The following is a 19,020-nucleotide window of genomic DNA, read 5'->3' as shown; positions in this document are numbered from 1 at the left end:
CCGCGGGAACAGTTCTCGTCGATGTGCGCCGCCCACGCTAGCAAGTTTTTGACCGGATGGTCAATAACGTAGGCTTCCCCCGTGCCCCGTCCCCGCAAGTTCGTCGAGAGCGATGTCGTCAGCAGCGCCAGCGAGGTGTTCGCCGTGCACGGCCTCGCCGCCGCGACCCTCGACGACCTGGTGCGGGCGACCGGCCTGGGCAAGCAGAGCCTCTACAACGCCTTCGGCGGGAAGCGGGAACTGTTCCTCCGGGCCCTCTCCGAGGATCGGGAGGAGGCGACGCGCGCCGTCTCGGAAGCACTCGGGCACGACGGCGCTTCGCCGCTGGAACGAATCCGGGGGCACATGCTCCGCATGGCGATCGAGTTCAGCAGCAGCGATCGGCGGGTCTCACTCACCACGCGCGCGCTCGTCGAGTCGACAGGCGAGGAGGACCCGCTCTCGACCGTCACGAAGGCCGCCATCGAGCAGCTCGCCGGGGTCTACGCCGGATGCCTGGAACACGCCCGGGAGAACGGGGATCTCCCGGAGGACGCGAACGTGCAGTCACTGGCGGTCTACTTCGTCGCGGTCACCCGGGGGATGGAGTTGCTCGGCCGCGCCGGTGTCGGCCGTGGCGTTCTCACCGCTGTCGCACTCGACGCGCTTCGCGCGCTCCACGACCCGCGGACCGACCAGACCGACGGCGGTCGCCCCACCCTCCAATGAGCCGCGGCGCCCGTCGTGGCGACGAGGGCGCCGGTCACCGAGAGCGTTCCCCGATGGGGTGGTAGCGGCGCTGCCGTTCCTCCTCGGCGTGCTCGGGCGTGCCGACCTTGTCGTACAGGCCGGTGGCGAGCAGGACCAGCCCGAACAGCAGCGACACGATGACAGTCGACATCGAGAAGTTGAGGAAGTTCGCCGAGGTCTGGAGCACCGACATCATCAGGATGCCGGTGACCAGGAAGACCACCCCGGCGGTGAGGTTCATGTAGTGGCCGAGGTTGTCGCGGCGGGACGCGCCGACCAGCAGGACCGCGCCGAAGACCACCGAGACCAGCGAGAAGGCCAGGTTGGTGCGCAGTCCGAGCGCCCAGTCGCCATCCCGGCCGAACAGTCCCTCGCCCCAGGTCTGGAAGACGCCGAAGACGCCGAAGACCAGGATGTAGAGGCCGATGAGCCCGGACAGCACCCGGTACAGCGGCCGCGCGGGGTGGTTCACCGGGAAGTGCGCCATGATGCCCTCCAGCCGTGTGACTGATTCGGGGCAATTGTCGCCTGACGTGTCCGCGCGCGTCCGGAAAACACCGAAGGCCCGGCGCGCCGCGCCGGGCCTTCGGTACGAGGCGGGATCAGAGCACCAGGCGGGCCTTCTGCCAGGCCTCGTGCTCGTCGTCGGAGCCGACCTTGCCGTACATGCCGACCATCAGGAGCACCAGGGACAGGGTCAGGACCACGACGTCGGTCATGATCGAGAAGTTGAAGATGTTGGCGTCGGTCTGGAGGAACGCCAGCGCGGCCAGGCCGATCACCATCAGCGTGTAGGCCAGCCACTGGTTGATCGCCACGTCGAGGTTGCGGCCGATCGCGGTGCCCACCAGGATCACGACGCCGAACAGCACCGACAGCAGCGAGAACGCCATGTTGGTGCCCTGGCCGAGGACCTTGGTGTCGTCCTGGGCGAGGAAGTCGTTGCCGGCGCTGGCGATGATGCCGAGGCCGCCGAAGACGACGAAGTACAGACCAACGATCCCGCCGATCGCCCGGTAGATCGGCCGCGCGGGGTGGTTGACGGGGGTGTGGGCCATCTCTGCGTCTCCAAAAGACCGTTCGGACGAGGGTTCCACCGGTGATTGTCCCGTACGCCGGTCAGTGACGCCGCACACCCCCCACCCCGGCGGCAGGTCAGCCGGCCGGAAGCTCCTCGGCGAGAGCCAGCCAGGTCTCCTCGGTGCGGTCCCGCTCGGCCCGTACCTCCTTGAGCTGGGCGTCCAGCTCGGCGACCCGGGCGTAGTCGGTGGCGTTCGCGGCGAGCTGCTCGTGCAGGCCCGCCTCCTTCTGTTCCAGCTTGGCGATCTGCCGTTCCAGCCGGTTGAGTTCCTTCTTCGCGACGCGCACCTCGGCGGCGGACATGCCCTCGCGCGCCGGCGCCGCCGTGGCCGGGGTGAGGTCGGCGGGCGCCGGGCCGCCGGCCGCGGCGGCGCGCGCCAGGTACTCGTCGACGCCGCCGGGCAGGTGCACCAGCCGGCCGTCACCGAACATGCCGTACGCGACGTCGGTGACCCGCTCGATCAGGTAGCGGTCGTGGCTGGCCACCACGATCGTGCCGGGCCACGAGTCGAGCAGGTCCTCCAGCGCGGCGAGCGTGTCGGTGTCCAGGTCGTTGGTGGGCTCGTCGAGCAGCAGCACGTTGGGTTCCCCGGCGAGCAGCCGCAGCATCTGCAGGCGGCGGCGCTCGCCGCCGGACAGGTCGCTCACCGGGGTCCAGAGCCGCCGGTCGTCGAAGCCGAAGATCTCGGCGAGCTGGGAGGCGCTGATCTCCCGGTCGCCGAACTGCACCCGCCGGGCCACCTCCTCGACGGCTTCCAGCACGCGCAGGTGGCCGGGGAGTTCGGCGAGTTCCTGGGACAGGAACGCCGGCCGGACGGTCTGCCCGGCGGCGAAGCGCCCGCCGTCGGGGCCGGTCACCCCGGCGAGCATCCGCAGCAGGGTGGTCTTGCCGGCGCCGTTGCGCCCGAGGATGGCCACCCGGTCGCCGGGACCGACCTGCCAGGTGGTGTCGTGCAGGATCTCCTTCGGGCCGGCGTGCAGCCGCACGTGTTCGAGGTCGTACACCTGCTTGCCGAGCCGGGCGGTGGCGAGCCGTTGCAGCGACATGGTGTCGCGGGGTTCCGGCACGTCGGCGATGAGCGCGTTCGCGGCGTCGATACGGAACTTGGGCTTGGAGGTGCGTGCCGGAGCGCCCCGGCGCAGCCAGGCGATCTCCTTGCGGAGCAGGTTCTGCCGGCGGGCCTCGGTGGCGGCGGCGACGCGTTGCCGCTCGACGCGGGCCAGCGTCCACGCGGCGAAGCCGCCCTCGTACGCCCGGACGGTCTGGTCGGCGACCTCCCAGGTGCTGGTGCAGACGGCGTCGAGGAACCAGCGGTCGTGGGTGACCACGACGAGCGCGCCCTTGCGGGTGACGAGGTGCCGGGCGAGCCAGTCGACGCCGCCGACGTCGAGGTGGTTGGTGGGCTCGTCGAGGACGAGCAGGTCGGCGTCGCGGACCAGCAGCGCGGCGAGCGCGACGCGGCGGCGTTCCCCGCCGGACATCGGGCCGACCGGCGTGTCCAGGCCGAGGTGGGGCATGCCGAGGCCGTCGAGGATGGCGCGCACCCCCGCGTCGCCGGCCCACTCGTGCTCGGCGCCCATGCTCTCGCCGAGCCAGGCGGTGCCGAGCACCACGTCCCGCACGGTGAGGTCGGGGGCCAGGTCGAGGCGCTGCGGCAGCCAGGCCACCCGCAGGTCGCGGCGGTGGGTGACGCGGCCGTCGTCGGGTTCCTCGGTGCGGGTGAGCAGCCGCAGCAGCGTCGACTTGCCGGCGCCGTTGAGGCCGACCACACCGACCCGGTCGGCGTCGTCGAGGCCGAGCGAGACGTCGGTGAGCAGCGGCCCGGCGGCGCCGTACCCCTTGGACACCCGGTCCAGGTTGACGATGTTGGCCACTGACCCACCCTTCACGACTCAGGCGTCCCGGGGGCCCGGGACGCCTGAGTCAAGGGTACGGGGCGTCAGACCACGCGGGCGCCGGCGACCGGGCCGTGCGCGACGCGGGCCTCCCGGCACACCCCGGCGGCGGTGATCTCGGCGGCGATCCGGACCGCGTCGGCCTCGCCGGTGGCGAGGAAGACGCAGGTGGGACCGGAGCCGGAGACGATGCCGGCGAGCGCGCCGGCCGCCTCGCCGGCCTTGAGCGTCTCGGCCAGCGACGGGCGCATGGTCAGCGCGGCGTCCTGGAGGTCGTTGCCGAGCGTGGCGGCGAGCACCCGCGGGTCGCGCTGGCGCAGCGCGGCGAGCAGCGCGTCGGTGCTGCCCAGCGGCGTGCCGGCGGCTCCGGCGTCGCGCAGCCGGTCCAGTTCCCGGTACGCGGCCGGGGTGGACAGGCCGCCGTCGGCGATCGCCACCACCCAGTGCCAGGAGGTGGGGCGGGCCAGCACCGGGCTGACCGCCTCGCCCCGGCCGGTGCCGAGCGCGGTGCCGCCGTGGATGAGGAACGGCACGTCGGAGCCGAGGTCGGCGGCGATGCCGGCCAGTTCGTCGCGGGACAGCCCGGTGCCCCAGAGCGTGTCGCAGGCGACCAGCGCGGCGGCGGCGTCGGCGCTGCCGCCGGCCAGCCCGCCGGCGAGCGGGATCTGCTTGCGCAGGTGCAGCCGGGCGTGCGGGGCGACGCCCGCGTAGCCGGCGAGCGCGTGCGCGGCGCGCAGCGCCAGGTTCGTGTCGTCCAGCGCCAGCTCTCCGGCGCCCTCGCCCTCCATGGTGAGGGTGAGCGTGTCGCCGCGACGGGCGGTCAGCTCGTCGTAGATGGAGATCGCGTGGTAGACGGTGTTCAGCTCGTGGTAGCCGTCACGCCGCAGCGGCCCGACACCGAGATGCAGGTTGACCTTGGCGGGCACCCGCACCTTGACCGGGCCGCTGGACCCGCGCCGCTGCCCGTCCTCGTCCTCCGGTCGCCATGCCTCGGTCACCGGGTGGACTCCACCGGACGTGGGCGGATGTCGAACGGCTTCGGCACGGTCAGCTCCTCGGCGAGGGGTCGGACAACGGCGCCAGCCTACTGCTCGCCGCCGGGGGCGTCCGGGGCCGACGCGGCGATGGCGGCGAACTGCTCGACGGTGAGCGATTCGCCCCGTGCGCCCGGATCCACACCGGCGGCGGTGAGCGCGGCGGCGGCCCGGTCCGCGCCGCCGGCCCAGCCGGCCAGGGCGGCGCGCAGCGTCTTGCGGCGCTGCGCGAACGCGGCGTCGATTACCGCGAAGACAGCCTTCCGGGGTACGTCCGGCCGGGGCGGCTCCCGCCGGGTGAACGCGACCAGGCCGGAGTCGACGTTGGGCACCGGCCAGAACACGTTCGGCGGGACCTTGCCGGCCGCGCGGGAGCGGGCGTACCAGGCGAGTTTCACCGACGGGATGCCGTACACCTTGGAGCCGGGACCGGCGACGAGGCGGTCGGCGACCTCCTTCTGCACCATCACCAGGCCGTGGCGCAGCGTGGGCAGTTCGGCGAGCAGGTGCAGCACGACCGGCACGGCGACGTTGTAGGGCAGGTTCGCCACCAGCGCGGTCGGCGCCGGGCCGGCCAGGTCGGCGGCGGTGATCCGCAGCGCGTCGGCCGGATGGACGGTGAGCCGCTCGGCGGCCGTACCGGCGAAGCGGGCGGCGGTCTCCGGCAGCGCGGCGGCGAGCGCCGGGTCGAGTTCCACCGCGTGCACGTGCGCGGCGACCGGGAGCAGGGCGAGCGTGAGCGAGCCGAGCCCGGGGCCGACCTCCAGCGCCACGTCGTCCGGGGTGAGCCCGGCGGTGGTGACGATCCGGCGCACGGTGTTCGGGTCGTGCACGAAGTTCTGGCCGAGCTTCTTGGTCGGCGTGACGCCGAGGCGCGCGGCGAGTTCCCGGATCTCCGCCGGGCCGAGGAGTCCGGTCACGCCGGGCATCCTCTCACCACGGCCCGAACGCGCGGTCGCCGGTCGCGGAGATGGTGGCGCAGAGTTCGTCCAGGTCGGTGCCGGTGGTCTCGGCGAGGAAGCGGACCGTCAGCGGGATCAGGTACGACGCGTTGGGCCGTCCCCGGTACGGCATCGGGGTGAGGTAGGGCGCGTCGGTCTCGACGAGGATCTGCGCGGGCGGGGTGACGGCGGCGGCCTCGCGCAGCGCGGCGGCGCTGCCGAACGTGACGGTGCCGGCGAAGCTGAGCAGGAAGCCGCGCCGGACGCACTCGCGGGCGAAGTCGGCGTCGCCGGAGAAGCAGTGCATGACCACGGTGTCCGGGGCGCCCTCGTCGTCGACGATGCGCAGCACGTCGGCGTGCGCGTCCCGGTCGTGGATGACGAGCGCCTTGCCGTGCCGCTTGGCGATGGCGATGTGCGCCCGGAAGCTCTCCTCCTGCGCGGCCCGCCCCTCGTCGCCGGTACGGAAGAAGTCCATGCCGGTCTCGCCGACCCCCCGGACGCGGTCCCGCCCGGCGAGCGTCTCGATCTCGCGCAGCGCCTCGTCCAGGTCGGCCAGCCGGGGCGCCTCGTTCGGGTGCAGCGCGACTGTGGCGAGCACCGGGGCGTACTTGTCGGCGACGTCGGCGCCCCACCGGGACGAGTCGACGTCCACGCCGACCTGGACGAGCCGGTCCACGCCGGCCCGGGCGGCGACGTCGATCGCGGCGGCCACCGGGTCGTCGCCGGGGGCGCCGCCGGGAGGCGTGCCGAACTCGCCGACGGTGATGTCGAGGTGGGTGTGGCTGTCCAGCACGGGTACGGGCAGCGGCTCGGGGGCGGGCGGGAACTCCCCGGCCCGGCGGGCGGCGCGCTGCTTGCGGGTCTCGGTCTGCTCGGTCATCGCGGCCAGCATCACACACCGGCCCGGTGCGGCGTTCCCGGACCGCCACCGGCTGTTCACGTGCCCCACATCTGGCGGGCTTAGCGTCCCGGAGTGACCGTCACCGACCAGGCCGGCGGGCCCGCCTCCGACCGGGCCGGGTTGCACGTGACGTACGCCGGCCGGGTGCACCCGGCCGAGGAGATCGCCCGGGGCGCGGCGTACGAGTTGTTCAGCGCCGACGAGGCGCCCGGGTTCGAGTGGTGCCCCCGGCCCGGCAGCGGCTGTCCGTGGCGCCGGTTCGTGCACGCGACCGAGGTGGACGCGGTGCACGGGGGCACCGGTCCGGCCGACGACACGGACGCACCGCTGCTGATGCCATTGCATCGGGACCGGGGCTGGGCGTACGTGCACCGGCTCAGCCAGCAGCCGGGCGCGGCGGCCGATCCGACGCTCGCCGCGGTGCGGGAGTCGGCGGTGATCCGGCCCGGCACCCGGATGGTGAAGGTGCTCTCCGCCCGGCAGCTCGCCGGGTACGTGCGCGGGTGGCTGCCGCACGGCTTCTGCTACCGGGAGCACGACGTGGCGCACCTGCGGACACCGGCCGGGATGGCGGTGCTGCGGGGCGACTCGGAGGGCGGCGACGTGGCGTACGCGCTGCGCTGGCGGGCCGCCGACCCGGCCGACTACGACGTGCCGGTGGGTGAGGCGCACCGAGGGCTGACGGCGTTGCCGCCCCGGGACCGGCTGGGGCCGCCGGTGCTGGGCACCGGGTTCGTGCCGAGCAACGGGCAGCTCGTACCGGAGTTCGTCACCCGCGAGTTCGCCGACCTGCCGATGCCGGCGAACGCCACGCTGCTGGCCTACCCGGCCGAGGGGGTGGAGGTGGTGCTCTACACCTACCAGGCGGAGCAGCGGGGCTGGCTGCGCCTGGCCGGGCCGCAGTGGCGGCACCTGCTCGCCGCGGTGCCCGGTCTGGCCGCCGACCAGGAGTACGTGCCGACCGGCGACGCGCCGCGCTCCACCCGGCTCGTCGGCACGTACGCCGGATCGGAGTACGAGGCGGTGGCCGACCAGCCGGGCGGGTTCCGGGTGCTGGCGATGACCCGGGCGGCCCGGTACCCGGTGGAGGCGGCGGCCCGGCGGGTGCGCACGGCGGTGTGGCGCGGCGTGCCGTGCCTGGTGCTGCGGGAGGAGGGCGGCTGGCTGCGGTTGCGGCTGCGTCGCCCGGATCCGGACGCGGTGGCCGCGACCGGCGCGCAGTGTCTGGAACGCGGCGTGTACGAGGTCTGGGCGCCCGGCGGAGAGCTGACCGACGACCGGGTGGTGGACCTGCCCTATCCGGCCCGCCACGAATAGACGGGGGCAGGTCGGGAAGGCGTGGGGGGTCCGAGAAACCCGCGCGAGGGGGAATCCCGACATGCCTTTCGTCACCGTCGGTACGGAGAACTCCGCACCCATCGACCTGTACTACGAGGATCACGGTTCCGGTCAGCCGGTCGTGCTGATCCACGGTTTCCCGTTCAACGGGGCGACCTGGGAGAAGATGAGTGGTCCGCTGCTGAACGCCGGGTACCGGGTGATCACGTACGACCGGCGTGGGTTCGGTAACTCCGCCCAGCCGGCCATGGGCTACGACTACGACACGTTCGCCGCCGACCTGGACGTGTTGATGACCGAGCTGGACCTGCGCAACGCCATCCTGGTCGGGCACTCCATGGGCACCGGTGAGGTGACCCGCTACCTGGGCGCGTACGGGTCGGACCGGGTGGACCGGGCGGTCATGATGGCCCCGTTGGCGCCGTACCTGCTGAAGGCGCCCGAGGACCCGGAGGGCGTCGACAAGAGCATGTTCGAGGGGTTCCAGAAGGCGATCATCCAGGACCGGTTCGCCTACCTGACCCAGTTCTGCGACGCGTTCTTCAACGCCAGCGAGAACCGGGGGAAGCTGGTCAGCGACGAGGCGTACCACGCGCACTGGCAGATCGGCGCGCAGGCGTCGGCCAAGGGCACCCACGACTCGGTGGACGCCTGGCAGACCGACTTCCGCGGTGACCTGCCGAACATCGACGTGCCGGTGCTGATCATCCAGGGCGACAAGGACAACGTGCTGCCGTACCCGGTGACGGGCCAGCGGCTGGTGAACATGCTGTCCGACGCCAAGCTGGTCACGCTGAAGGGTGCGCCGCACGGCACGCCGTGGACCCATCCCACCGAGGTCAACAAGGCCATCATGGAGTTCATCGGCAAGCCGAGCATGGCGACGGCCTGACCTGGCGGACGACCGCGGCCCCGGGGTCTCCCCGGGGCCGCGGTCACGCGTGCGTGGTCAGCCGGCCAGGCGGGCCAGCTCCTCCTCGACGATGGACGGGTCGAGCTTGCGGAACACCGGCTTCGGCGCCGCGAGCGGCCGGCCCACCTCCAGGGGTACGGACTCCCAGCGCGCCCCGACCGTGTAGTCACCGGTCAGCACCGGGTACGACGGCCCGCCGTCGAGGTCGTCGACCTCCTCGATCACCGGCATGGGCGCGTGCACGCCGGTGCCGCCGAGCAGCTCGTGGATCTTCTGCGCGGAGTGCGGCAGGAACGGGGTCAGCAGCGTGTTGGCGTCGCTGACGACCTGGAGCGCGACGTGCAGGATGGTGCCCATGCGGGGCTTGTCGTCCTCGCCCTTGAGCTTCCACGGCGCCTGCTCGGAGAGGTACTTGTTGGCCTCGGCGACGACCTTCATGGCCTCGCCGATGGCCTGCTTCTGCCGGTGCCGGGCGATCAGGTCGCCGACGGTGGCGAAGCCGGCCTTCGCGGTGTCCAGCAGCGCCTGGTCGGCCTCGGTGAGCCCGGCCGGGTCGACCGGCGGGATCGCGCCGAAGTTCTTCGCCGCCATCGACACCGAGCGGTTGACCAGGTTGCCCCAGCCGGCGACCAGCTCGTCGTTGTTGCGGCGCAGGAACTCGGCCCAGGTGAAGTCGGTGTCGTTGCTCTCCGGCCCGGCCACCGCGATGAAGTAGCGCAGCGCGTCGGCGTCGTAGCGCTCCAGGAAGTCCCGGACGTAGATGACCACCTTGCGGGAGGAGGAGAACTTCCGCCCCTCCATGGTCAGGTATTCGCTGGAGACGACCTCGGTGGGCAGGTTGAGCCGGCCCAGCTCGCCCGGCTCGCCGTCGCGGGCGCCCGCACCGGAGTAGCCACCGAGCAGCGCCGGCCAGATCACCGAGTGGAAGACGATGTTGTCCTTGCCCATGAAGTAGTACGAGACGGCGTCCTTCCCCTCGCCGTCGGCGGACCACCACTTGCGCCAGGCCTCCGGGTCGCCGGTGCGGCGGGCCCACTCGATGGACGCGGACAGGTAACCGATGACCGCGTCGAACCAGACGTAGATCCGCTTGTCCGGGCGGTCGCGCCAGTCGTCGAGCGGGATCGGCACGCCCCACTCCAGGTCGCGGGTGATGGCCCGGGGCTGGAGGTCGTCGAGGAGGTTGCGGGAGAACCGCAGCACGTTCGGGCGCCAGCCCTCGCGGGTGTCCAGCCACTGCCGCAGCGCGTCGGCCAGGGCGGGCAGGTCGAGGAAGAAGTGCTCGGTCTCGACGAACTCCGGCGTCTCCCCGTTGATCTTCGACTTGGGGTCGATCAGGTCGATCGGGTCGAGCTGGTTGCCGCAGTTGTCGCACTGGTCGCCGCGTGCGCTGTCGTAGCCGCAGATCGGGCAGGTGCCCTCGATGTAGCGGTCGGGCAGCGTCCGGCCGGTGGACGGGGAGATCGCCCCGGTGGTGACCTTCGGGACGATGTAGCCGTTGCGGTACAGGCCGGTGAACAGCTCCTGCACCACCGCGTAGTGGTTGCGCGTGGTGGTGCGGGTGAACAGGTCGTACGACAGGCCGAGCGCGCGCAGGTCCTCGGCGATCACCCGGTTGTAGCGGTCGGCCAGCTCGCGCGGGGTGACCCCCTCGGCGTCGGCCTGCACCTGGATCGGGGTGCCGTGTTCGTCGGTGCCGGAAACCATGAGCACGTCGTGACCGGCCATCCGCATGTACCGGGAGAAGACGTCGGAGGGAACGCCGAATCCGGATACGTGGCCGATGTGGCGCGGGCCGTTGGCGTAGGGCCAGGCGACCGCGGCGAGAACGTGACTCATGAGCAGCAAGCCTAGTGATTGCCGTGGGCGCGCCGCGAACCAATGGGGTGTGCGCTCCGACCGTACGTCCGATTTGTCGCCGACACGCGGCGTGAGCTGCCCGACAAGCCGGACGTACCGGTGTGAAATGAACATCGTGACCAGCAGACCAGCGGCGCCCGAGCCGTCGGCGGCCGCCACCCGGCGGGCGGCGCGGCCCACGCCGCCCGGCGGGCCCGTCGCCCCACAGCCCCGGCTCGACCCGGCGGACCCGCCGGTGGAGGTGGAGCCGACCACCGGCGCACCGGTCGACGCGGTGCCGAACCGGGTGCCGGTGCGCCAGCCGCGCTGGCAGCGCGAGGCCGCCACGTCCGGCGGCTGGGCGCCGATCGAGGAGGTGCACTGGGACGGCACGCCGCTGCGTGACGAGCCCCGCCCACGTCCCGGCCGGCCGCCCGCCCGGCGGGAACGCGCCCGCCCGGTCACGCCGCCGAGCCCGCCCGCCGGTCTGGCCGTGCTGCTGACGCTGAGCCTGCTCGCCGCGTTCTTCGCCTGGGTGAGCGCCGGGCCGTTCTGGCTGGCCGTGGGGCACTCGACCGGCGGCACCGTGATGATCACGCAGTGCGCGGGCGGCGGGCTCACCCAGCGCTGCCGGGGCATCTTCTCCGCCGACGGAGACCGGTTCCAGGCCCACGGGGTGCGGGTCAGCGGCGTACCGGCCGGGCGCACCGACACCGGCAGTTCGCTGCGCGCGCGGATGACCGGGCCGGACGGGTCCACCGCCTACGCGGACACCGGCGCCGGACGGCACCTGCGCTGGCTGCTGGGGCTGGCCCTGGTGGCCGGCTGCGCCGCCGGGATCGCCAGGTGGACCGGGGCGACCCGGCTCGCCGAGGAACGGCAGCGGCGCTGGGCGGTCGGTCTGGCGCTGGCCGGCCCGCTGCTGATCACGGTCGGTTTCCTGGCCGCCGCCTGGTAGGTGCCCGGCACCTCAGCTGTGCACCACCGCGTAGACCTCCCGCCGCCGCAGCCCGTACGCGGTTGCGACCTCGGTGATCGCGTCCCGGCGGGACAGCCCGGCCGCCTCGCGCTCGGCCACCGCGGCGCGCAGCGTCTCGTCGTCCGGCCGGACCGCCGGTGTGGCCGGGGCGCCGGCCACGACGAGCGTGATCTCGCCCCGGGGGTCGCCCTCGGCGGCCCACTGGGCCAGCTCGCCGAGCGGCCGGCGGACGACCTCCTCGTAGGTCTTGGTCAGCTCCCGGCAGAGCGCGGCCGGACGATCCTTGCCGAACGCCTCGGCCAGGTCGGCGAGCGCACCGGCGATGCGGTGCGGCGCCTCGAAGAACACCAGCGTGCGCTCCTCGGCGGCGAGCGCGCGCAGCCGGGAGCGGCGGGCGCCGGGGGTACGCGGCAGGAAGCCCTCGAAGCAGAACCGGTCGCAGGGCAGCCCGGACAGCGCAAGCGCGGTGGTGACAGCGCTCGGCCCGGGCGCCGCGGTGACCGGCACCCCGGCGTCCAGCGCGGCCCGGACCAGCCGGTACCCGGGGTCGGAGACGCTGGGCATGCCGCCGTCGGTGACAAGCGCGACCGTGTAGCCGGCGGCGAGCACCTCGGCCAGTTCGGGGGTACGCCGCTCCTCGTTGCCCTCGAAGTACGAGACGATCCGGCCGGGCACCGTCACGTCCAGGTCGCGGGCCAGCCGGGTCAGCCGCCGGGTGTCCTCGGCGGCGACCACGTCGGCGGCGGCCAGCACCTCGCGGAACCGGGCGGACGCGTCGGCCGGGTTGCCGAGCGGCGCGCCGAGCAACACGAGCCGTCCTACCTCGGACATTTCCCCCACGGCGTGCGCTCCCTCATCGACGGTCGTACCAATTTCGGAGACGACGGACGCCACCGGGCACCCTCGCAGCCTACGATCGCCGGGTGACGAGTGCGTCGACAGCACAGAGCGCGAACCCGGACCCTTCCACCACCGACCGGGGCGACGGCGCCGGGCCCGGGCTCGCCGCCGCCGTGCGGCGCCGGCTCGCCACCGTCGACGACCGCATCGGCCGGGGTCAGGCGTGGCTGGCGACAGCCGTGGTGGTGGCCATCGCGGCCATCCTGCGTTTCGTGGGGCTCGGTTTCCCGCCCGGGAAGATCTTCGACGAGACCTACTACGCCAAGGACGCGTACGGGCTGATCGACCGCGGCTTCGAGTGGAACTACAAGGACAACGGCCCCTCGTACGTGGTGCATCCACCGCTGGGCAAGTGGATGATCGGCATCGGCGAGTGGGCCTTCGGCTACCAGGACGCGGACAGCGGCGTCTCGGTGCCGGGTCACCTGATGACCACCTCGCCGGAGTTCGGCTGGCGGTTCGGCGCGGCGGTGGCCGGCACGCTGTCGGTGCTGCTGCTGGTCCGCATCGGGCGGCGGATGTTCCGCTCCACGGTGCTCGGCTGCGCGGCCGGCCTGCTGCTCGCGCTCGACGGCTACCACCTGGTGCTGTCCCGCACGGCCATCCTCGACATCTTCCTGCTGCTGTTCGTGCTCGCCGCGTTCGGCGCGCTGGTACTCGACCGGGACGCCCGGCGGCGGCGCTGGGCCCGGGCGCTGGAGGGCGGGCTCGACCCGACCCAGCCGGGGCGGGCCGGCCGTCCGTCGTCGGGCTGGCGGGACTGGCCGTGGTGGCGGCTGGCGGCCGGGGTGCTGCTCGGCTGCGCCTGCTCGGTGAAGTGGAGTGCGCTCTACTTCGTGCCGGCGTTCGCGTTGCTGGTGCTGCTCTGGGAGGTCGGCGTCCGCCGCTCGTCCGGGGTACGCCGGCCGTGGCGCGACGCCGTGCTCGACGAGCTGCCGTGGCTGCTCGCGGCGGGCGTGCTGATGCTCGTGACCTACGTCGCCACCTGGTCGGGCTGGCTGCTCGGGCAGGACGGCTACTACCGCCTGGCGGAGCGCTACCCGAACAACCCGGAGCTGAGCGACACCCCGTTCGTCGGTGCGCTGATCAACCTGTGGGAGTACCACAAGGCCGCGTACGGCTTCCACACCCAGCTCGACGACCCGCACAAGTACCAGTCCTGGCCCTGGCAGTGGCTGCTGCTCGGCCGCCCGGTGGCGTTCCACTGGTCCGGTGACGGCAGTTGCGGCGCGCCGAGCTGCGCCTCGGAGGTGCTGCTGCTGGGCACGCCGCTGCTGTGGTGGTCGTTCCTGCCGGCGATCGCCGCGACCGCCTGGCTCGGTCTGGCCCGGCGTGACTGGCGGGCGGGCGCGATCCTGCTCAGCGTCGCCGCCGGCCTGCTGCCCTGGTTCTGGTTCGCCCTCGACGGCCGGACGATGTTCTCCTTCTACGCCGCACCGGCGGTGCCGTTCCTGGTGCTCGCGGTGGTCTACGTGCTCGGCGCGATCGCCACTCCGGCGCCGGTGACGAACACGGCCGCGCCACCGGACCCGCAACAGGTCCACGACCGCCGGCTGGTGGGCGGGATCATCGCGGGCGCGTACGTGTTGCTCGTGGCGCTGTGTTTCGCGTACTTCTACCCGATCTTCGTGGGCCGGGTGCTGCCGTACGCGGACTGGTCGGCGCGGATGTGGCTGGACGGCCGCTGGATCTGAGGCGGGGCGCCGGGCACTGCGCGGCGCCCCGGCACAAAGAAGCGCGCCCCGATCGCCTGCCACGGGGGAAGCGGGCGATTGGGGCGCGCAAGACAGAGCTTAACCACACTCCGGCAACCGCACAACGGGTGCGGGCCGGTCAGATTTCCGACGAGTGCACCACCGGCCGAAAGGTTTACATGGTGCAGCTAACGGTGGGTGGCCGGGCGCGACCGTGACGACCCCGGCGGACGCCGGGAACGGGCACCCGTGACCCGGATGATCTTCCAAAGTGGATCTCACTACACTTCGCCCGGTGATCAACAAGAGACGATCGACGGCCGTCCTCATCGGACTGCTGGCGGCGGCCGCGATGATCGGGCCGAGCCCCGCCGGGGCCGACGACGAGACCACCGAGCCCGTCGCCGAACCACCCAAGGTCGAGCTGGTCCTCGACGTCAGCGGGTCGATGCGGGCCCGCGACATCGACGGCCGCAGCCGGATCTCCGTCGCCCAGCAGGCGTTCAACGAGGTGGTCGACGCCCTGCCGGACGAAACACAGCTCGGCATCCGGGTGCTCGGCGCCACCTACCGGGGCAAGGACAAGAGGCAGGGCTGCCTGGACACCCAGCAGATCGTGCCGGTCGGCCCGGTGGACCGTACCCAGGCCAAGGCCGCCGTCGCCGGGCTGCGCCCGACCGGCTTCACCCCGGTCGGGCTGGCGCTGCGCTCCGCCGCGCAGGACCTGGGCACCGGCAGCACCGCCCGCCGGATCGTGCTGATCACCGACGGTGAGGACACCTGCGCGCCGCCCGACCCGTGCGAGGTGGCCCGCGAGCTGGCCGCCCAGGGCACGCGCCTGGTGGTCGACACGCTCGGCCTCGCGCCGGACGAGAAGGTACGCAAGCAGTTGCTCTGCATCGCCGGCGCGACCGGTGGCACCTACACCGCCGCGCAGAGCGCCGACGAGCTGACCGGCCGGATCAAGCAACTGGTCGACCGCGCCCGGGACACGTACACGGCTGCCCCCGCGGTGGTCGGCGGCGGCACGGCCTGCGAGGGCGCGCCGCTGCTCGCCCCCGGCGTCTACAGCGACCGGGAGGCGTTCTCCGAGCACCGCTGGTACCGGGTGCCGGTGCGGCCCGGGCAGGAGTTGCGCGCCTCGGTGAGCGTCGCGCTGGACCGCCCGGTCAACCCGGACTACGGCGTGCTGCTGCGCGCCACCGCGCCGGACGGGCGGGAACTGGTCCGGGGCGTCGACGCCGGCAGCGGGCGTACCGACGTGGTCTCCGCCGGGCTGCGCTGGTCGGCCGCCGAAGAGGAGGAGGACGGCCCGAGCGCCGAGCCGACGCCGGGCACGGAGCAGGCCGCACGGACCGTCTGCCTGGTGGTCAGCAACTCGTTCGCGGCCAAGCCCGGCACCCAGGCCCGTCCCGGCATGCCGGTCGAGCTGACGGTCGACGTGGTGGCCGCCTCCCCCGCGCCGGACGGACCGGACCTCGGCCGCGGCTGGGTGCTGCTGCTCCTGCTCACGCTCGCCGGACTGCTCACCGGGCTGCTCGCCGGACTGCTCACCCGCTGGTGGGTGCACACGTGGAGGACGAACTGAGCATGCGTACGCTGATCCGCGCCGCGGCGGCGACCACCGCCGCCGGACTCGCGCTCACCCCGGCGGCGGCCCTGGCCGCGCCCAGCCCGTCACCGGGCGCGACCACGGTGACCAAGGCCGGCACCTCGTTCCTCACCGCCACGACCGTCACTGCCGGTCAGCCGGTGCAGGTCGGCGCGTCGACCGGCGACCACCTGTACTGGTCGTTCCGCGCCGACGCCGGGCAGGTGCACGAGGTGACCGCCACCGTCACGTTCCCGAAGACACGCAGCGGCGCGTCCACCTGGACCGTCGACGTCTTCGACGGGCTGCGCCGCCGGCAGGCGTGCACAGCGGGCGCGCAGACCCCCACCGCCGACGCGTCGGCGACGAGCGTCGCGCTGGGCTGCACGCTGCGGCGGGTACGGCCGTGGGCCGAGCCCTGGTCGGGCGACCCGCTGCCCGGCACCTACTACATCCGGCTCTCCGTCACCGACCTGCCCGAGCCCGACCTCGGCCTGCCGATCGACGTGGAGATGCTCGTCGGCGCGACCGACGAGGGCGGCGCGTCCGGCGACGACGGCGAACTGGCCGCGCCGCTGGTGCCGAACACCCGGGCCGGCACCGTGCTGACCGCCGAGCCGACGCCCGAGCCGGTGGCCGACGAGGAGATCGACCTGACCGGCTGGCTCCCGGAGGCCGGGTCGCGCTGGGTGTGGACCACGGTGGGCGGAGTGCTCGCCGCCGTGGCCGGCGTGGTCGGCTTCGGGCTCACCCGGCGGCCCCGCCGCCCCTGAGGACCGCAGCCGGTGGCCGCCGCGAACCCGACGCGGCGGCCACCGGACGCGCTCAAGCCTCGGCGGTACGCGGGCCGCGCGGCACCCAGCCGATGAACCGGTCCTGGAGCGCGGTGACCGGCACGGAGCGCAGATCCTGCGTCGCCGCGGCGAGGCAGGATCCGAGATAGACGCTCAACGACGCCCGGTCCACCTGGTACTCGCGCAGCAGGTGATGACGTTTCGTGGCGCAGGGCCAGTCGTCACCGCACGAGCCGCAGGTCCAGTGGGGGGTCACCGGCACGTGCTCGCCGCCGGTGCTCCCCGAGCCCTCCGCGCCAGGCGTCATCGGCCGCTCCTTCCGAGTCGGAAATGGGTGGTGATGGACCGGTTGCCTCCCCGCAACGTTCCTTCAGCGCAGCGGCACGCCCAAGCGTTACGGTACGTTCACCGCGTGTCCCCGTCATCCACCTCTCGTGCGTGATCTGCTTCCGGCCGAGGTCGCCGTCGCGGTGGCCGCCCCCGCCGACTGGGCCGGTGACCTGCTCCCGGCCGAGCTGGCCGCCCTGGGTGAGCGCGCGGTGCCCGGCCGCCGCCGTGACTTCACCGCCGGGCGCGTCTGCGCCCGCCGGGCGCTCGGCGCGCTCGGCCTGCCCGCCACGCCGGTACCGGCCGGCGCCGACCGGGCCCCGATCTGGCCGCCCGGCGTGGTCGGCGCGATCACCCACACCCGCGACTACTGCGCGGCGGCCGCCGCCCGCGCCGCCGACGTGCGCGCCGTCGGTATCGACGCCGAGCGCTACCGGCCGCTCTCTGCCGGGGTACGGCGGAAGGTGTGCCACCCCGACGAGGAGGCGGACCTGGCCCGGCTGCCGTCCGGCACGCCCTGGCCCACAGTGCTGTTCAGCGCGAAGGAGACCGTCTACAAGGTCTGGCACCCGCTGGTCGGGACGTGGCTGGGCTTCGCCGACGCGCGCGTCGTGCTCGACCCGGAGGCGGGCACCTTCCACGCGGTGATCGCACCGGCCCGGATCGCCGCCGCCCCGGTACCCGATCCGCCGTCAGCGGTGACCGGACGGTTCGCCGTGGACGACGACCTGGTCCGCACCGCGGCCGTCCTGCCACATCGATGAGCCACTGCCGGGCGGGTTGTGCCCGGCTTGTACCGTCGTTCCGACTGAAAATTCCGAAGGCGCCCAAGGAGTACGGTGAGCCACCCTCAGCCTCCGTCCGGGTCACCCGACCCGAACCAGCAGCCGCAGGAACCGCCGACGCAGGCGTTCCCCACCGCCCCGATGCCGCCGGTGCCGGGCAGCCCGTACGCGCCGCCGCCCGCTCCGACCTCGGGCGCGCCCTATCCGCCGCCTTCGGACGCGCCGCAGCCGCCCGTCTCGGGCGCGCCGCCCGTCTCCGGTCCGCCGCAGCCGCCGACCTCCGGGGCGCCCTATCCCGCGCAGCCGGGTCCGGGCGAGCAGTACCCGCCCGCGCCCGCTCCCACCACGGCGTTCCCGCCGGCGCCGCCCACCTCGGGCGCGCCCTACCCGCCGCCGGGCAGCGAGTACCAGCCCTCGCCCGGGGCGTACCAGCCGCCGGGGTTCGAGTACCAGGCACCGGGCGCCGCCTACCAGCCGCCGGGGTCCGAGTACCAGCCCCCGGGTGCCGCGTCCCAGCCGCCGGGCAGTGAGTACCAGCCGCCGGGCGGGGCGTACCCGCCGCCGGGCGGTTACCCGCCGCCGGGTGGTGGCGCGTACCCGCCGCCGCCCGGAGCGCCGTTCGGGCCGCCGGCGAAGAAGTCGAACAAGAACGTCTGGATCACGGTCGGCATCATCGCGGTGATCCTGCTGCTGCTGTGCTGCGGTGGCGGCATCTTCGCCATCTACAGCGGCGCGAAGAAGACCCAGGAGGCGATCGACTCGCTGCCCACGCCGGGCGTCACCTACGGCCAGCCCACAGGTGACACCCCGACGGGCGCTCCCACCGGTACGCCGCAGCCGGGCAACACCGACGACAAGACGTTCAACATGCCGGCCGGCGACAAGCTGGTCGTCAACGACGACCGCGGCACGATCGAGATCACCGTCGGCAACTTCCGGACCAGGAACGCCGCCTGCAGCGAGGTCATGCCCGGCCCGAAGAACGGCATGTTCCTGATCGCCGATGTGACCGCCGAGATCACCAAGGGCACCGGCTCGATCAACCCGTTCTACTTCACCTGGGTCGCCGCGGACGGCACCGAGGAGAGCGGCATCGGCGGCGCCTTCTCCGGTTGCGGCAAGCTGATGACCTCGGGCACCAACCTGCCCGAGGGTTCCAAGCGCAGCGGCCAGCTCATCTTCGACGTGAAGGACCAGAACGGCGTCGTCGAGTACAAGCACCGCTTCCGTTCCGCCGGGTCCTGGAAGCCCTGACCCCACGCGATGCCCCGCACGG

Annotated in this window: 18 protein-coding genes; 9 read left to right on the top strand and 9 right to left on the bottom strand. The window is 73.4% G+C overall.

Annotation, left to right across the window (positions count from 1 at the left end; genetic code table 11):
* The first annotated feature begins 81 nt into the window (after window positions 1–81).
* On the top strand, window positions 82–708 hold the full coding sequence (locus ACN27D_RS19680; protein WP_421499685.1) for a TetR/AcrR family transcriptional regulator: 627 nt from the start codon (window positions 82–84) through the stop codon (window positions 706–708).
* Window positions 709–742: 34 nt separating this feature from the next.
* Here the strand turns inward: ACN27D_RS19680 and ACN27D_RS19675 are convergent, their stop codons facing one another.
* The 6 genes from ACN27D_RS19675 to ACN27D_RS19650 all read right to left on the bottom strand — a co-directional run bounded on the left by ACN27D_RS19675 (window position 743) and on the right by ACN27D_RS19650 (window position 6,575).
* Window positions 743–1,216: a DUF4383 domain-containing protein gene (locus ACN27D_RS19675; RefSeq protein ID WP_121686221.1), complete on the bottom strand. Its 474-nt coding sequence runs from the start codon at window positions 1,214–1,216 to the stop codon at window positions 743–745.
* Window positions 1,217–1,331: 115 nt separating this feature from the next.
* Window positions 1,332–1,787, bottom strand: coding sequence for a DUF4383 domain-containing protein (locus ACN27D_RS19670; protein ID WP_121686220.1), 456 nt, complete (start codon window positions 1,785–1,787; stop codon window positions 1,332–1,334).
* Window positions 1,788–1,884: 97 nt separating this feature from the next.
* The gene (locus ACN27D_RS19665) at window positions 1,885–3,684 is read right to left on the bottom strand and encodes an ABC-F family ATP-binding cassette domain-containing protein (protein ID WP_350814579.1); all 1,800 of its coding nucleotides are present in this window, start codon (window positions 3,682–3,684) and stop codon (window positions 1,885–1,887) included.
* A gap of 65 nt (window positions 3,685–3,749) precedes the next feature.
* Complete coding sequence (locus tag ACN27D_RS19660; protein ID WP_357798607.1) at window positions 3,750–4,703, bottom strand: 4-(cytidine 5'-diphospho)-2-C-methyl-D-erythritol kinase; 954 nt, start codon at window positions 4,701–4,703, stop codon at window positions 3,750–3,752.
* Between the two features lie 86 nt (window positions 4,704–4,789).
* Window positions 4,790–5,659, bottom strand: a complete 870-nt coding sequence (gene rsmA, locus ACN27D_RS19655) for a 16S rRNA (adenine(1518)-N(6)/adenine(1519)-N(6))-dimethyltransferase RsmA (protein ID WP_421499684.1) — start codon at window positions 5,657–5,659, stop codon at window positions 4,790–4,792.
* A 13-nt stretch (window positions 5,660–5,672) separates the two neighbouring features.
* Window positions 5,673–6,575 (bottom strand): TatD family hydrolase, encoded by a 903-nt coding sequence (locus ACN27D_RS19650; RefSeq protein ID WP_421501177.1) that lies wholly within the window; start codon window positions 6,573–6,575, stop codon window positions 5,673–5,675.
* Between the two features lie 81 nt (window positions 6,576–6,656).
* On the opposite strand from ACN27D_RS19650, the gene ACN27D_RS19645 reads away from it, so the two are divergent.
* Window positions 6,657–7,901 (top strand): hypothetical protein, encoded by a 1,245-nt coding sequence (locus ACN27D_RS19645; protein ID WP_421499683.1) that lies wholly within the window; start codon window positions 6,657–6,659, stop codon window positions 7,899–7,901.
* A gap of 61 nt (window positions 7,902–7,962) precedes the next feature.
* Complete coding sequence (locus ACN27D_RS19640; protein WP_252452241.1) at window positions 7,963–8,814, top strand: alpha/beta fold hydrolase; 852 nt, start codon at window positions 7,963–7,965, stop codon at window positions 8,812–8,814.
* Window positions 8,815–8,871: 57 nt separating this feature from the next.
* On the opposite strand, the gene metG is transcribed toward ACN27D_RS19640, so the two are convergent.
* Window positions 8,872–10,674 (bottom strand): methionine--tRNA ligase, encoded by a 1,803-nt coding sequence (gene metG, locus ACN27D_RS19635; protein ID WP_120573982.1) that lies wholly within the window; start codon window positions 10,672–10,674, stop codon window positions 8,872–8,874.
* Between the two features lie 127 nt (window positions 10,675–10,801).
* Here metG and ACN27D_RS19630 point away from each other — a divergent pair, with 127 nt between their 5' ends.
* The gene (locus tag ACN27D_RS19630; protein WP_244933095.1) at window positions 10,802–11,632 is read left to right on the top strand and encodes a hypothetical protein; all 831 of its coding nucleotides are present in this window, start codon (window positions 10,802–10,804) and stop codon (window positions 11,630–11,632) included.
* Window positions 11,633–11,644: 12 nt separating this feature from the next.
* On the opposite strand, the gene rsmI is transcribed toward ACN27D_RS19630, so the two are convergent.
* Window positions 11,645–12,484, bottom strand: coding sequence for a 16S rRNA (cytidine(1402)-2'-O)-methyltransferase (rsmI, locus tag ACN27D_RS19625; protein ID WP_393378243.1), 840 nt, complete (start codon window positions 12,482–12,484; stop codon window positions 11,645–11,647).
* Window positions 12,485–12,576: 92 nt separating this feature from the next.
* Between rsmI and ACN27D_RS19620 the strand changes: the two genes are divergently transcribed.
* From ACN27D_RS19620 to ACN27D_RS19610, 3 genes are all read left to right on the top strand, one after another.
* Window positions 12,577–14,247: a dolichyl-phosphate-mannose--protein mannosyltransferase gene (locus ACN27D_RS19620; RefSeq protein WP_120571728.1), complete on the top strand. Its 1,671-nt coding sequence runs from the start codon at window positions 12,577–12,579 to the stop codon at window positions 14,245–14,247.
* Window positions 14,248–14,542: 295 nt separating this feature from the next.
* Window positions 14,543–15,835, top strand: a complete 1,293-nt coding sequence (locus ACN27D_RS19615) for a VWA domain-containing protein (protein ID WP_421499682.1) — start codon at window positions 14,543–14,545, stop codon at window positions 15,833–15,835.
* 2 nt (window positions 15,836–15,837) lie between these two features.
* Window positions 15,838–16,611: a peptidase gene (locus tag ACN27D_RS19610; protein WP_421501176.1), complete on the top strand. Its 774-nt coding sequence runs from the start codon at window positions 15,838–15,840 to the stop codon at window positions 16,609–16,611.
* 52 nt (window positions 16,612–16,663) lie between these two features.
* On the opposite strand, the gene ACN27D_RS19605 is transcribed toward ACN27D_RS19610, so the two are convergent.
* Window positions 16,664–16,939 (bottom strand): hypothetical protein, encoded by a 276-nt coding sequence (locus ACN27D_RS19605; RefSeq protein WP_120571731.1) that lies wholly within the window; start codon window positions 16,937–16,939, stop codon window positions 16,664–16,666.
* A gap of 127 nt (window positions 16,940–17,066) precedes the next feature.
* Here ACN27D_RS19605 and ACN27D_RS19600 point away from each other — a divergent pair, with 127 nt between their 5' ends.
* Both ACN27D_RS19600 and ACN27D_RS19595 read left to right on the top strand, forming a co-directional pair.
* Window positions 17,067–17,723 carry a 4'-phosphopantetheinyl transferase family protein gene (locus ACN27D_RS19600; protein ID WP_358176525.1) on the top strand — a complete coding sequence of 219 codons (657 nt, stop codon included), beginning with the start codon at window positions 17,067–17,069 and terminating at the stop codon, window positions 17,721–17,723.
* A gap of 75 nt (window positions 17,724–17,798) precedes the next feature.
* Window positions 17,799–18,998 carry a hypothetical protein gene (locus tag ACN27D_RS19595; protein ID WP_358176528.1) on the top strand — a complete coding sequence of 400 codons (1,200 nt, stop codon included), beginning with the start codon at window positions 17,799–17,801 and terminating at the stop codon, window positions 18,996–18,998.
* Window positions 18,999–19,020 lie beyond the last annotated feature (22 nt).

The organism is Micromonospora sp. WMMD1274 (assembly GCF_049179035.1).
Lineage (GTDB): Bacteria > Actinomycetota > Actinomycetes > Mycobacteriales > Micromonosporaceae > Micromonospora > Micromonospora tulbaghiae.
The sequence above is the reverse complement of the archived record's forward strand: the minus strand, read 5'-3'. Positions and strand labels throughout refer to the sequence as shown.